The sequence below is a fragment of the Pulveribacter suum genome (genome assembly GCF_003013695.1).
Lineage (GTDB): Bacteria > Pseudomonadota > Gammaproteobacteria > Burkholderiales > Burkholderiaceae_C > Melaminivora > Melaminivora suum.
On record NZ_CP027792.1, the window covers coordinates 2,370,658 to 2,384,881 of the forward strand.

General features: G+C 69.0%; 12 protein-coding genes. 2 read left to right on the forward strand and 10 right to left on the reverse strand.

Features of this window, described 5'->3' with window-relative positions; translation table 11 throughout:
- Nucleotides 1-20: 20 nt before the first annotated feature.
- Nucleotides 21-1,859 (reverse strand): acyl-CoA dehydrogenase, encoded by a 1,839-nt coding sequence (locus C7H73_RS10910; RefSeq protein WP_106846673.1) that lies wholly within the window; start codon nt 1,857-1,859, stop codon nt 21-23.
- Nucleotides 1,860-1,931: 72 nt separating this feature from the next.
- Complete coding sequence (locus tag C7H73_RS15660; RefSeq protein ID WP_106846674.1) at nt 1,932-2,660, reverse strand: hypothetical protein; 729 nt, start codon at nt 2,658-2,660, stop codon at nt 1,932-1,934.
- A 327-nt stretch (nt 2,661-2,987) separates the two neighbouring features.
- Between C7H73_RS15660 and C7H73_RS10920 the strand changes: the two genes are divergently transcribed.
- Nucleotides 2,988-4,187: an MFS transporter gene (locus C7H73_RS10920; RefSeq protein ID WP_106846675.1), complete on the forward strand. Its 1,200-nt coding sequence runs from the start codon at nt 2,988-2,990 to the stop codon at nt 4,185-4,187.
- Between the two features lie 136 nt (nt 4,188-4,323).
- On the opposite strand, the gene C7H73_RS10925 is transcribed toward C7H73_RS10920, so the two are convergent.
- From C7H73_RS10925 to C7H73_RS10945, 5 genes are all read right to left on the reverse strand, one after another.
- Entirely contained in the window at nt 4,324-5,499 is a 1,176-nt protein-coding gene (locus C7H73_RS10925; RefSeq protein WP_106846676.1) for an acetyl-CoA C-acyltransferase, read from the reverse strand.
- An 84-nt stretch (nt 5,500-5,583) separates the two neighbouring features.
- Nucleotides 5,584-7,683, reverse strand: coding sequence for a 3-hydroxyacyl-CoA dehydrogenase NAD-binding domain-containing protein (locus C7H73_RS10930; RefSeq protein WP_106846677.1), 2,100 nt, complete (start codon nt 7,681-7,683; stop codon nt 5,584-5,586).
- 136 nt (nt 7,684-7,819) lie between these two features.
- Complete coding sequence (gene maiA / locus C7H73_RS10935) at nt 7,820-8,482, reverse strand: maleylacetoacetate isomerase (protein ID WP_106846678.1); 663 nt, start codon at nt 8,480-8,482, stop codon at nt 7,820-7,822.
- Between the two features lie 22 nt (nt 8,483-8,504).
- A complete protein-coding gene (locus C7H73_RS10940) occupies nt 8,505-9,518 on the reverse strand; it encodes a fumarylacetoacetate hydrolase family protein (protein WP_106846679.1) in 1,014 nt (337 codons plus the stop codon).
- 100 nt (nt 9,519-9,618) lie between these two features.
- Nucleotides 9,619-10,164: a VOC family protein gene (locus tag C7H73_RS10945; RefSeq protein ID WP_106846680.1), complete on the reverse strand. Its 546-nt coding sequence runs from the start codon at nt 10,162-10,164 to the stop codon at nt 9,619-9,621.
- A 96-nt stretch (nt 10,165-10,260) separates the two neighbouring features.
- On the opposite strand from C7H73_RS10945, the gene C7H73_RS10950 reads away from it, so the two are divergent.
- A complete protein-coding gene (locus tag C7H73_RS10950) occupies nt 10,261-11,166 on the forward strand; it encodes a LysR family transcriptional regulator (protein WP_106846681.1) in 906 nt (301 codons plus the stop codon).
- A gap of 69 nt (nt 11,167-11,235) precedes the next feature.
- Here C7H73_RS10950 and C7H73_RS10955 read toward each other — a convergent pair whose 3' ends face one another.
- From C7H73_RS10955 to C7H73_RS10965, 3 genes are all read right to left on the reverse strand, one after another.
- Complete coding sequence (locus C7H73_RS10955; protein WP_106846682.1) at nt 11,236-11,931, reverse strand: ABC transporter ATP-binding protein; 696 nt, start codon at nt 11,929-11,931, stop codon at nt 11,236-11,238.
- 148 nt (nt 11,932-12,079) lie between these two features.
- Nucleotides 12,080-12,883, reverse strand: a complete 804-nt coding sequence (locus tag C7H73_RS10960) for an ABC transporter ATP-binding protein (protein WP_106846683.1) — start codon at nt 12,881-12,883, stop codon at nt 12,080-12,082.
- Nucleotides 12,880-14,220 carry a branched-chain amino acid ABC transporter permease gene (locus C7H73_RS10965; protein ID WP_106846684.1) on the reverse strand — a complete coding sequence of 447 codons (1,341 nt, stop codon included), beginning with the start codon at nt 14,218-14,220 and terminating at the stop codon, nt 12,880-12,882. The genes C7H73_RS10960 and C7H73_RS10965 overlap by 4 nt, the downstream gene beginning before the upstream one ends.
- Between the last annotated feature and the right edge of the window lie 4 nt (nt 14,221-14,224).

Sequence of the window (14,224 nt, forward strand, 5' to 3'; positions counted from 1 at the left end):
CATTGTGGCCAGGCGGCCGCTCAGAAGGCGTCTTCGGCCAGGGCGGCGCAGGTGGCGTCGCGCTGGCGCACCACCTGCAGCCAGGCGCCGATGCGCGGCAGCTCGTAATGGAAGAAGTAGCGGCAAGCGCCCATCCGGCCTGCGTTGGCAGCTATCGAAAGCGAAGCATCCTGGGACAGTACGACGTGCGCCACGTCCAGCCACACCCAGGCCAGCACCACGTGCCCGAAGGCCTGCATGTAGGGCACAGCATTGGCCAGCGCCTCGCCTGGGTTGCCCGTGGCCCACGCGGCCTGGGTGGCCGCGCCCACCTCCTGCAGCGCCTGTTCGAGCTGCTGCGCGTAGGGCGCCAGCTCGGGCGTCTGCCGTGCCTGGGCGATGGTGGCGCCCACGGTGCGCGCCAGCAGCTGCAGCCCGGCGCCGCCCTGCATGACCACCTTGCGGCCCAGCAGGTCGGCGGCCTGGATGCCGTGCGTGCCCTCGTGGATCATGTTCAGCCGGTTGTCGCGCCAGTACTGCTCCACGGGGAAGTCGCGCGTATAGCCATAGCCGCCGTGGATCTGGATGGCCAGGCTGTTGGCCTCCAGGCAGAACTCGCTGGGCCAGCTCTTGGCGATGGGCGTCAGCACCTCCAGCAGCAGGCGGGCGTCGGCCGCCGCCTGCCCCTGGCCCGTGCGGCCCTCATCCACCAGGCGCGCGCAATACAGGTTGAGCGCCAGCGCGCCCTCGCAATAGCTCTTTTGCGCCAGCAGCATGCGCTTGACGTCGGCGTGCTCGATCAGGCGCACCTGGGGCGCGCTGGCGTCCTTGCCGCCGCTGCCGACGGGGCGGCCCTGCAGGCGCGTCTTCGCATAGTCCAGGCTGGCGTAGTAGCCGGCCAGGCCCAGCATGGTGGCGGCCATGCCGATGGAGATGCGGGCCTCGTTCATCATGTGGAACATGCACTTGAGGCCCTCGCCCGGCTGGCCCACCAGGTAACCGATGGCGCCTGCGCTGCCGCGCACCGGGTGCCTGCCCTCGCCGAAGTTCAGCAGCGTGTTGGTCGTGCCGCGCCAGCCCAGCTTGTGGTTCAGCCCGGCCAGGGCGACGTCGTTGCGCTCGCCGGTCAGCCGGCCTTCGGTGTCCACCAGATGCTTCGGGCAGATGAACAGCGAGATGCCCTTCACGCCCGGCACCAGCTTGCCATCCGGCCCGGGGATCTTGGCCAGCACCAGGTGGACGATGTTCTCGGTCAGTTCGTGGTCGCCGCTGCTGATCCACATTTTGTTGCCGCGCAGGCGGTAGCGCGGGCCCAGCGGGTCGGCTTCGAAGCCCTCGCCATCGCCCGTGGCGCGCGTGGCGATGTCCGACAGCGACGAGCCCGCCTGCGGCTCGGACAGGCACATGGTGCCGGCCCAGCGGCCGTTGAATTCGTTGGCGGCAAAGACCTGCTGCTGCAGCGGCGTGCCGTGCACCAGGATGGCGTTGGCGTTGCCCGTGGTCAGCAAGTTGGAGCCGATGCTGATGGACGCGCAGGCAAAGAAGCTGTTGGCCGCCGACTCCACCAGGTACGGCAGCTGCATGCCGCCCAGCGCGTAGTCCTGCGCGGCGCTGAGCATGCCGCTTTCGGCATAGGCCAGGCGCGCGTCGTGGGTGCATTGGGGCAGGATGACCTTTTCGCCGTCGAACTGCGGCTCCTGCGTGTCCACCGTGCGGTTGAACGGCGCGTACTTCTCGCGCGCGATGCGCTCGCAGGTGTCCAGCACCGCGCCGAAGGTCTCGCGCGAGTGGTCGGCGAAACGCTCGCGCGCGGTGAGCGAGTCCGCTTGCAGCCAGTCGTGTACGAGGAAGTCGAGGGTGGAGCGCAGGGGTGAGGTCATGCCGCAAATTATGGGCAGGCCGGGGCGCTGGCGGATGTCCGATGCGCGACGCCCCGGCGGGCGGCGCGCAGCTCAGGCGCGAGGGTCTGCGTCGTCCAGGGAAGGGGCGCCTGCGCCCTGCTGGGCCCGGCTGCCCGCGCCCAGCAGGGCGGCGCCGCCGGCGGTCATGCCACCGCCGCCGCCTGCGCCCGCGCCGCCACCCCCTGCCCTGCCGCCGCCACCAGCGCCGCCCCCACCACCGCCGCGCCCACCTCCCGCGCCGCCGCTGCGCACGGGCCCCTGGCTGGGGATGCGCAGGTCCGCCGGCACCGCCTCCAGTTCCAGCACCGCGCGGATGAAGCTGCGCAGCGACACCACCAGCGCGGCGGTGTGCACGGGCCGGCCGGCGACCATGTCGCTGGCGGCCTGCACGGCCAGGCGCACCTGCTCGGCCGTGCCCAGCAGGATCACGTCCGACAGCGCCGCCTCGACCGCGTCGCGCGTGCGGCGCCGGCGCTCGGAGCTGTCGGGCGGCGCGGCGTCCGCGTCGCCCTCGCGCGGCTGGGCCGCGCCCCTTCGTACGTCGCGCAGGTGGCGCGGGTCCACCGCCAGGTCGCCGGTGAACGAGCTGCCCAGCGTCTTGTAGGCCGCGATGAGCGTCTTGAGCCGCTCGTTGATCTGCCGGTTCTGCCGCTCGCGCCGCTGCTGCACGCGCTGCATCACCAACAGCCGCAGGCCCACGGCCACGAGAGTGAAGACCACCAGCCCGAGCAGCGTGGTCACGGCGCCGTGCCAGGAGGTGAAGTCGATCAGGTTGCGCATGGTGGCGCCAGCGTACCAAGGCGGCGGGCGCACTGCGTGTAGGCCGCCCGCCCTCAGGGCCGCGCGGTGGCGTACACGCGAGCGGCCGGCCCCCCGAACGCCGCCGCGTCGCGCAGGTACGGCGCGCAGGCCCGCGCGCGGGAGACAATGCGCGCCTGCCGGCGGCCCCATGCGCACGGCGGCCCCGGCCTTCGCACCCACCACCCGCACCACCGCACTAGTGGACGGGTTGGAGGATGCGCCGCGCGCTGCCGGCCATGGCACTCGGCCGCCGCCCTCCCGCGGCCTGCCGCGTTGCCCCGTTTTTCCTGCCCTGTTTGACCCGCCATGTCGCCTCGTCTGCGTTCCCTGTCCCTGTTGAGCTTCGCGATGGTGGTGGGGGTGATGGGCACTGCGCTGATCAGCCCCTTGTATGGCCTGTACCAGCAGGCCTGGCACCTGCAGACCGTGCAGGTGTCGCTGATCTACGTGATCTACATGGGCGGCGCGCTGTGCGCGCTGCTGCTGTTTGGCCGGCTGCCGGACGTGCTGGGCTTCAAGACGACGATGACGTGGGCCCTTGCGGCCATCTGGGTGGGCACGCTGGTGTCCATGCTGGCCTGGGATGCGGTGTCGCTTACCGTGGGCCGGTTCATCGTGGGCGCGGCGTCCAGCATGGTGACCACCAGCGCGTCGCTGGGCTTTGTGCACGTGGCGCCACCGGAGAAGCGCCACCGCATGGCCATGCTCAGCAGCATCCTGATCGCCTTCGGCTTTGGGGTCGGCCCGCTGATGGGCGGCATCCTGGGGCAGTGGGCGCCCGCGCCGCTGGTCACCACCTACGTGCCCACGCTGGTGCTGGCGCTGCTGGGCATCGCCGGGCTGCGCCAGGTACAGGTGCACCCCCATGACAGGGCCGCCGCGCCGCGCCGGCGCGCGACCTGGGCCGACATCGTGCCCCGGCTGACCTGGCCCGCCGCGCAGGACTCGGGCGCCTTCGTGCTGACTTGCACCCTGCCCTTCGTGGCCTTCGGGGTGTTCGGGCTGTACGCGTCGATGCTGCCGCTGTTCCTGGACAAGATGGTCCCCTGGCACGGGCCGGTGGTGAGCGGCACGGCGTTGGCGCTGATCCTGTTCGCCTCCTCGGGCTTTCAGCTGATGGCGCGCCACGCGCCGGTGCGCTGGACGGGCGTCGCCGGGCTGCTGGCTACGGCTGCCAGCAATGCCGTGCTGCTGGCCAACCTGCTGGCGGGCTCCACCGTGCTGTTCTTCGCGGGCGTGCTGCTCACCGCCCTGGGCCATGCGCTGAGCATGCTGGCGGGCATGACCATGATCAACAAGATCGCCACGGCGAACAACCGCTCCGGCCTGCTGTCCACCTACCTGGTGGTGGGCTACATCGGCTCCATGGCGCCCATGCTGGGCATCGGCTGGATCGCCGACCGCTGGGGCATGAACGTGGCGCTGGGGTGCTTTTGCAGCGCCGTGGTGGTGATGGGCTGCGTGGCGGCCTGGCGCTACCAGGCGCACCCGCGCACCGGGGCCTGAACGGTTTTGCGCAAAAACAGGCGCTGGCGCCCGCCCAGCAAGCGCAAGCAGCTATCAAAAAAATAGCAAACGCCCCGTGCAGGGCAGCCTGCACGGGGCGTTGGCGCTGGGAGCCGGCAGGCGGCTCGGCCGGCGCTTACAGCACCTCGAACACGCCGGCGGCGCCCATGCCGCCGCCGATGCACATGGTCACGCACACGCGGCGGGCAGCCCGGCGCTTGCCTTCGATGAGCGCGTGGCCCGTCAGGCGCTGGCCGGATACGCCGTAGGGGTGGCCCAGGGCGATGGCGCCGCCGTTGACGTTCAGACGGTCGGCGGGGATGCCCAGCTTGTCGCGGCAGTACAGCACCTGCACGGCAAAGGCTTCGTTGAGCTCCCACAGGTCGATGTCCTGCACCGTCAGGCCCAGTTTCTTCAGCACCTTCGGCACCGCGAAGACCGGGCCGATGCCCATCTCGTCGGGCTCGCACCCGGCCACGGCAAAGCCCAGGAAGCGGCCCAGGGGCTGGAGGCCATTTTTCTGCGCGAACGCCTCGCTGACGACCACGCAGGCGCCGGCGCCGTCCGAGAACTGGCTGGCATTGCCCGCCGAGACCAGGCCGCCCGGCAGGGCCGAGCGCAGGCCGTGGATGGCCTCGAACGTGGTGCCCTCGCGCGTGCCTTCGTCCTTGGAAACGGTCACTTTCCTGGTCGTCAGGCCCATCACCTTGTCGGCCACGCCCATGGTCACTTCGATGGGCGCGATCTCCTCGTCGAACAGGCCGGCGGCCTGGGCGGCGCAGGCCTTTTGCTGGCTGGCGGCGCCGTACTCGTCCATGGCGTCGCGGCCAATGCCGTAGCGCTTGGCGACCTGCTCGGCGGTCTGCAGCATGCTCCAGTAGATCTCGGGCTTCTTCTTGGCCAGCTGCAGGTCCTGGATCATGTGCAGGTTCATCTCCTGCTGCACGCAGGAGATGCTCTCAACGCCGCCGGCCACGTACACGTCGCCCTCGCCGGCGATGATGCGCTGCGCGGCGGTGGCGATGGTCTGCAGGCCAGAGGAGCAAAAGCGGTTGATGGTCATGCCCGAAGTGGTCACGGGCAGGTCGGCCATCAGCGCGATCTGGCGCGCGATGTTCATGCCGGTGGCGCCCTCGGGGTTGGCGCAGCCCATGATGACGTCATCGACCAGCGCGCCATCGATGCCGGCGCGCTGCACGGCGGCGCGCACGGCGTGCCCGCCCAGCGTGGCGCCGTGGGTCATGTTGAACGAGCCCTTCCAGCTCTTGGCGAGCGGCGTGCGGGCGGTGGAAACGATCACTGCGGATGTCATGTGCGGATTCCTGTTGTGCGTTGTACGTTGTGCGTTGGGCGGGATGGCATCGAGCGCTGGGCGCTCAACGCCAGACGCACAACCTCAGAACTGCCTGCCCTCGGCCACCAGGCGCTCGAGCAGCGGCGCGGGCTGCCAGAAGGCGGCGTCGTCCTGCGGGTTCTGCGCGAAGCGCTTCATGGCCTGGGCCACGTTGAACAGGCCGACCTCGTTGGCGTAGCTCAAAGGGCCGCCGCGGTGCACCGGGAAGCCGTAGCCGAAGATATAGACCACGTCGATGTCGCTGGCCTTGTTGGCAATGCCTTCTTCCAGGATGTGCGCGGCCTCGTTGACCAGCGAATACACCAGGCGCTGCACGATTTCCTCATCCGAGATCTTGCGCGGCGCAAGGCCCAGGGACTGGCGGTGCTCGGCCACCATCTTTTCCACCTCGGCGTTGGGGATGGCGTCGCGCTTGCCCGGTGCGTAGTCGTACCAGCCCTTGCCCACCTTCTGGCCGAAGCGGCCCATCTCGCACAGCAGGTCGGCCGTCTTGCTGTACTTCATGCCGGGCTTTTCGACGGCGCGGCGCTTGCGAATCGCCCAGCCGATGTCGTTGCCGGCCAGGTCGCCCATGCGGAACGGGCCCATGGCGAAGCCGAACTTCTCGATGGCCTTGTCCACCTGGTGCGGCGTGCAGCCCTCGTCCAGCAGGAAACCCGCCTGCCGGCCGTACTGCTCGATCATGCGGTTGCCGATGAAGCCGTCGCACACGCCCGAGACCACGGCCGTCTTGCGGATCTTCTTGGCCACGGCCATCACGGTGGCCAGCACGTCGTGGGCCGTCGCGTCCCCGCGCACCACTTCCAGCAGCTTCATCACGTTGGCGGGGCTGAAGAAATGCAGGCCCACCACGTCCTGCGGGCGCTTGGTGAAGCTGGCGATCTGGTTCAGGTCCAGCGTGGAGGTATTGGACGCCAGGATGGCACCGCTCTTCATGACCTCGTCGAGCTTCTTGAAGACCTGCTCCTTCACGCCCATGTCCTCGAACACGGCCTCGATGACCAGGTCGGCGTCGGCCAGGTCTTCGTAGGCGAGCGTGGTGGACAGCAGGGCCATGCGCTGCTCGTACTTGTCTGCTTTCAGCTTCTTCTTGGCGACCTGCGACTCGTAGTTCTTACGGATAGTGCCCAGGCCGCGGTCCAGCGCCTCCTGCTTCATCTCCAGCATCACCACGGGGATGCCGGCGTTCAGGAAGTTCATGGCAATGCCGCCGCCCATGGTGCCGGCGCCGATGACGGCGACCTTCTTCACCTCGCGCTTCGGGGTGTCGGCCGGCACGTCGGGGATCTTGCTGGCCGCGCGCTCGGCAAAGAACAGGTGGCGCAGCGCGCGCGACTCGGGTGTCCACATCAGGTGGATGAACAGCTCGCGCTCGGCGGCCAGGCCGTCGTCGAACTTCTTGTGCTTGGTGGCGGCTTCCACGGCGTCCACGCACTTGGCCGGCGCGGGGAAATTCTTGGCCATGCCCTTGACCATGTTGCGGGCGAACTGGAAGTACGCCTCGCCCTGCGGGTGCTTGCACGGCAGGTTGCGCACCAGCGGCAGCGGGCGGGTGTCGGCCACGCTCTGGGCGAAGGCCAGGGCTTCCTCGGCCAGGCTCTCGGGCGAGGCGGCCAGCTTGTCGAACAGCTTCTGGCCGGGCACGGAGGCGATGAATTCGCTCTTGACCGGCTCGCCACTGACGATCATGTTCAGCGCGGCCTCCACACCGATCACGCGCGGCAGGCGCTGCGTGCCGCCAGCGCCGGGCAGCAGGCCCAGCTTGACCTCGGGCAGCGCCACGCTGCAGCCGGGTGCGGCCACGCGGTAGTGGCAGCCCAGCGCCAACTCCAGCCCGCCGCCCATGCACACGGTGTGGATAGCAGCCACCACCGGCTTGGCACACTGCTCGATGGCGGCAATGACGGTGTGCAGGTTGGGCTCGGCCAGCGATTTGTCGGTGCCGAACTCCTTGATGTCGGCACCGCCGGAGAAGGCAGCGCCGGCGCCGGTGATGACGATGGCCTTCACGCCGGCATCGGCCTGGGCCTTGCCCAGCCCGTCAACGATGCCCTGCCGCGTGGCCAGGCCCAGTCCGTTGACCGGCGGGTTGTTCAGTGTGATGACGGCCACGTCGCCGTGGACCTGGTATTCAGCGCTCATGCGGGCTTTCCTTCGCGATAGAGGGAGGGGAAAAGTACGGTCGTGCGTTTTTCATTGTAGGCAGAGACCGACGTTTCGCCGCATGGGCTTTGTCCCCGGTGGGACAAGCGGGGCCAGCGGCCCCGCGGGCCTGCGCTCAGGCCGCGTCCGGCTGGCGCTCGGGCGCTGCCGCTTCAAAGGCGGGCAGCTCGTCGCAGGCGGCCACGATGCGGGCGATGGTGGGGTAGCCGTCCAAAGGGCAGTTGAAGCGCCGGGCGTTGTACACCTGGGGCACCAGGCAGCAGTCGGCCAGGCCGGGCGTGTCGCCATGGCAGTAGCGGCCGGTGGCGCTGCTGGTGGCCAGCGACTGCTCCAGCGCCGACAGGCCCAGGGCCACCCAGTGGGCGTACCAGGCGTTCTTGGCCTCGTCGTCCACGCCCAGCGTGTGCTTGAGGTAGGCCAGCACACGCAGGTTGTTCAGCGGGTGCAGGTCGCAGGCGATGGACTGGGCCAGCGCGCGCACGCGGGCGCGGCCCAGGGCGTCCGGCGGCAGCAGGGGTGCGCCGCCGCGGGTTTCCTCCAGGTATTCGATGATGGCCAGCGACTGGGTCAGCACGGCAGCGCCCTCGCCCTCATCCAGCTGCAGCGCCGGCACCAGCGCCTGGGGGTTGGTGGCGCGGTAGCCGGCGCTGTGCTGCTGGCCGCCGCCCTGCAGCAGGTGCACAGGGACGGTCTGCCAGTCCAGGCCCTTCAGGCCCAGGGCGATGCGCACGCGGTAGGCGGCGGAGCTGCGAAAGTAGGAGTACAGCTTGGCGGTCATGGCGCTGGCCTTTCTCAGGGCTTCAGGCCGCGCTGGCGGTGTCCACCCGGTTTTCGATGGTGCCGAAGATGCTGCGGCCAGCGCCGTCCCGCATGTCGATGCGCACCACGTCGCCGTGCTGCATGAAGGGCGTGGCGGGCTTGCCCTGCTCGATGGTCTCGTAGGTGCGCACTTCCGCCAGGCAGCAGTAGCCCACGCCGCCGTTGGCGATCGACGAGCCCCACAGGTTGCCCTGCTTGTTCGACACCGTGCCCGAGCCGACGATGGAGCCGGCGCACAGCGCGCGCGTCTTGGCCACGTGGGCCACCAGCTGGCCGAAGTCGAACGTCATGTCCACCCCGGCGTTGGGCTTGCCGAACAGCTCGCCGTTCAGGTGCACCTGCAGCGGCAGATGCACCTTGGCGCCCTGCCAGGCAGCGCCCAGCTCGTCGGGCGTGACGGCCACGGGGCTGAAGGCGCTGGCGGGCTTGCTCTGCAGAAAGCCGAAGCCCTTGGCCAGCTCGCCCGGGATCAGGCTGCGCAGCGACACGTCGTTGACCAGCATGACCAGGCGGATGGCGCGGGCCGCCTGCTCAGCGCTGGCGCCCATGGGCACGTCGCCGGTGACGACCGTCACCTCGGCCTCGAAGTCGATGCCCCATTCCTCGCGCGCCACCACCGTGCCACGCGGCGGGATGAAGCCGTCGCTGCCGCCCTGGTACATCAGCGGGTCGGTGTAGAAGCTGGCCGGCACCTCGGCGCCGCGGGCGCGGCGCACCAGCTCGACGTGGTTGATGTAGGCCGAGCCATCGGCCCACTGCCACGTGCGCGGCAGCGGCGAGTGGCAGGCGGCCTCGTCGAACGCCTCGCCCTGGTCGGCGCCGCTATTGAGCGCGTCATAGACCTGGCGCAGCTGCGGCTCGGCGCGCTCCCAGCCGTCCATGGCGGCGAGCAGCGTGGGGGCGATGGCGGGTACGGCGCGGCAGCGCGCCAGGTCGCGGCTGACGACGACCAGCGTGCCGTCGCGGCCGCCTTGTTGCAGGGTGGCAAGTTTCATGGGGCTGTCCGTCCGTGGCTCTTTAATAGTCAAAAAGGGCTGCAGCCCGCGCCTGTCAAGCGCTGGCAGCTATAGAAAAAGTAGTGTGCGCCGGCGTGCGTCAGCCGTGCTGGCTGCCGTCGTGCATCCAGGCGGCGTGCTTGGGCGCCTTCTTGGTGGCGGCCCATTCGTTGAGCATGTCCCACTTCACCTCGTCGAGTTTGCGGTTCATCTCGTCGGTGGCCGTGTCCACCGCCAGCTCCAGCCGGTGGCCGCTGGGGTCGCGAAAGTAGATGGAGCGGAAGATGGTGTGCTCGGTCGGGCCCACGACGTGGATGCCGTCGGCCTCCAGCCTGGCCTTCACCTGCATCATGACCTCCTCGGACTGCACTTTCAGCGCCAGGTGCTGCGTCCAGGCGGGGGTGTTGGCGTCGGCGGGGCTGAGCATCTCGGCCTTGGTGGGCAGCTCGAAGAACGCCAGCACGTTGCCGCCGCCCGCGTCCATGAAGACGTGCATGTAGGGGTCGGGCTCCTTGGTGGAGGGCACCTGGTCCTCGGCGATCGCCAGGATGAACTTCATGTCGAGGTACTTCTGGTACCACTGCACGGTTTGCTTGGCGTCCTTGCAGCGGTAGGCGACGTGGTGGATGCGCTGGATCAGGCTCATGGCGATCGGTCTCCTGGGTCAGGTGGAAGGCCTATTACAGCCCCGGCCATTTATCATGGCAAACGAATTTTCATAATCCATTTATCAGACCATCTCATGAATGTGACGCTGCGCCAGCTCCAGGCCTTCGTGGCGGTGGCCGACACCGGCAGCTTCACGCTGGCGGCCGAGCGCCTGTTCGTCACCCAGTCGGCGCTGAGCGCCCTCATCAAGGAGCTGGAGCTGTCCCTGGGCCTGCGCCTGTTTGACCGCAGCACGCGCCGCCTGCGCCTGTCGACCACGGGCGCCGAGCTGTACCCGCAGATCGACAAGATCCTGCACGACCTGGGCGGCGTGATCAGCGAGGTGGGCAACCTCAAAGAGCTGCAGCGCGGCAGCGTGCGCGTGGCCGTGCCGCAGCTGCTGGCCTGCACGCTGCTGCCGGGCCTGATGGCGCAGTTTCGCCAGCTGCACCCCGGCGTGCATCTGCGCCTGGTGGACTGCGGCGTGGAGAGCGTGACGGCGCGCGTCTTCTCCGGTGAGGTGGACATTGGCGTGGGCCCGGAGCGCGAGGCCAATTCCGACATCGCCGCGGCGCAGCTGTTTCGCCTGCCCTTCATGGTGGTGCTGCCGCCCGGCCACGCGCTGGCGCGGCGCCGGCGGCTGCGCTGGGACGACCTGAGCGGCCAGCCCCTGATCACCCTGCAGGGCCAGTTCACGGAGCTGCTGGTGAGCGACGTGGGCGAGGCCGCGCGCGGGCTGAACAAGGAGGCCTTCACCCAGGTCACCTTCATGACCACGGCCCTGGCGCTGGTACGCGCCGGCCTGGGCATCACCCTGTGCGTGCCCTACGCGCGGGCACTGGTGGAGCAGCATGGCCTGGTCATGCGGCCCATCGGCACGCCGGTGGTGGAGCGCAGCTTCTGGGCCTTCACGCGCCGCGGGCGCTCGCTGTCGCCGGCGGCGCAGAAGTTCCTGGACTTCCTGCATGAGCGCCTGCAGCAGCCCGAGGCGTTCCGCTGACGCTCATCCTTCAATAGCTTCCCGCGCTTGTCTGGCGCGGGTTGCAGGCCTTTTTTATATAAAAAAGACCTAGACCTCCAGCCACTCCTTGCGCACGTGGCTGTCGGCCCGCAGCGCGTCGGGCGTGCCCGAGAACACGATGCTGCCGTGCCCCATGACCAGTGCTCGGTCGGAAATGGTCATGGCAATCGTCAGCTTCTGCTCGATCAGCAGCACCGAAATGCCCTTGTCCTTGAGGCGGATGAGGTACTCGCCCACCAGCTCCACGATCTTGGGCGCCAGGCCCTCCGTGGGCTCGTCGATGATGATCAGGTCGGGGTCGCCCATCAGCGTGCGGCACAGGGTCAGCATCTGCTGCTCGCCGCCAGACATGACGCCGGCCTCGATGTTGCGCCGCTCCTTCAGGCGGGGGAACATGTCGTACATGTCGTCGAACGACCAGCGGCTGCCGCGGCCGTTGCCCTTCTGGCCCAGCAGCAGGTTCTGGTGCACCGTCAGGTTGGGAAAGACGTCGCGGCTCTCGGGCACGTAGCCCAGCCCCAGGTGGGCGATCTCGTAGGCCTTGCGGCCCTTCAGGGGGGCGCCCTTCCACTCGATGCCGCCCTCCCAGTCCACCAGGCCCATGACGGCCTTCGCGGCGGTGGAGCGGCCGGAGCCGTTGCGCCCCAGCAGCGCGACGATCTCGCCCGGCCGCACGTCGAAGTTGACGCCGTGCAGCACGTGGCTCTTGCCGTAGTAGGCGTGCAAATTTTCAATCTTCAGCATTTCGGTATTCCATCGCGGTGCGCATTACCTGCGGGTCATGGCACTGGCGCCAGCCAGGCTCAGCAGGCGCCGTGGAACTGGCTTGGCCAGGCCAATGGCGACGTCCCCGGAGGGGGAAGGCGCGAAGCGGCTCAGGGGGCGTTCCATTTCAGTGTCCCTCGGCCTGCTGGGCGGCGATGACGGAGCCCAGGTAGGCCTCCTGCACGCGCGGGTTGGCGCGCACCTTCTCGGGGGTATCGAAAGCGATGACCTCACCATAGACGACCACGGCGATGCGGTCGGCCAGGCCGAAGACCACGCCCATGTCGTGCTCCACGGTCAGCAGGGTGCGCCCCTGCGTCACCTCGCGGATCAGGTTGATGAAGCGGGTGGTCTCGCTGGTGCTCATGCCCGCCGTGGGCTCGTCCAGCAAGATGACGCTGGCGCCACCGGCAATGGTGATGCCGATCTCCAGCGCGCGCTGCTCGGCATACGTCAGGTTCATGGCCAGCACGTCGCGCTTGTCCGCCAGGCGGATCTGCTCGAGCAGCTGCGTGGCACGCTCGTTGGCGTCCTGCAGGCGCGACAGGAAACGCCAGAAGGCGTAGCGGTAGCCCAGGCTCCATAGCACGCCGCAGCGCAGGTTCTCGAACACCGACAGCCGGGGAAAGATGTTGGTGATCTGGAAGCTGCGCGACAGCCCCATGCGGTTGATCTCAAACGGCTGCTTGCCGTCGATGCGCGCGCCGTGCAGCAGCACCTCGCCGCTGGTGGGGGCGAAGCGCCCGCTGATCAGGTTGAACAAGGTGGACTTGCCCGCGCCGTTGGGGCCGATGATGGCCACGCGCTCGCCGGCCTGCACGGCCAGGTTGGCGCCGCGGATGATCTCGGTCTTGCCGAAGCTCTTGCGCAGCTCGCGCAGTTCCAGGGCGCAGGCCGGGGTGCCGCCCTGGGCGGTGGTTGTCGTCGTCATGCGGCCTCCGCCTGATGCTTGGTCTGCTGCTCGATCTGCTCCTGGATGGCGCCCCAGCGCCGGGCGAACTGGCGGCGCAGCCACTCCAGGCCCACCAGCCCGACGCCGCCCAGCGCGGCCGCACCCGCCCAGTGGGCGGCGCTGCGCACGTTCAGCTGCAGGCCCAGGAAGGGCAGCTCGTCGCCCATGGCGGTGTTCAGCTGCAGGTGGTAGGTCATCTCCACCATGGCGGCCGCGCCCAGCACCGCCACCAGCCCGAACACGGCCAGCCCCAGGTACAGCCAGCCCAGCTGGCCCAGCCGCTTGAAGCGGGCCACGCGCACGTTCATCATGATCAGGCTGGCGATGCCGCCGGGCGCATACATGACCATCAGCAAGAAGGCCAGGCCCAGGTACAGCAGCCAGGCCTTGGACAGCTCGGACAGCAGTACCGAGGCAAACACCAGCAGCACCGCGCCGATGATGGGCCCGAAGAAAAAGCCCGCCCCGCCCAGAAAGGTGAACAGCAGGTACGAGCCCGAGCGCATGATGCTCACGCTGTCGGCGCCGGTGACGATCTCGAAGTTGATGGCCGCCAGCGCCCCGCCCACTCCGGCAAAAAAGCCCGAAATGATGAAGGCGAACCAGCGCACCCGCTGGGTGTTGTAGCCGATGAACTCCACGCGCTCGGGGTTGTCGCGCACGGCGTTCAGGATGCGCCCCAGGGGCGTGCCAGTGAAGGCGAACATCAGCGCCGTGCAGGCAAAGCAGTACGCCGCGATCAGGTAGTACACCTGGATGGCCGGCCCGAAGGTGATGCCCATGAAGCCCTGGCCATAGACGCGGTCGGTGGTGATGCCGCCCTCGCCGCCGAAGAACTCGGGGAACATCAGCGCCATGGAGGCCACCAGCTCGCCGATGCCCAGGGTGATCATCGCAAACGTCGTGCCCGACTTCTTGGTCGTCACGAAGCCCAGCAGCACCGCGAAGAACGCCCCGGCCAGCCCGCCGATGACGGGCATCAGTACCAGCGGGATGGGCAGCTCGCCCTTGCCTGCCATGTTCATGGCGTGGATGGTGATGAACGAGCCCAGGCCGGTGTACACAGCGTGGCCGAAGCTCAGCATGCCGCCCTGCCCCAGCAGGATGTTGTAGGACAGGCAGATGACGATCAGGTACCCGATCTGGCTGAGCATGGTCAGCGCCAGGCTGCTGGTGAACACGTAGGGCGCAACGATCAGCGCCAGCGCGAACAGCGCCCAGACGGTGATGCGCCCCGCGTTCAGCGGCCCGGTGCGGCGGTGGCTGCCAGCGTGGCTGGCGGCGGTAGTGGTAGGTGAAGACACGGCAGCACTCATGGCA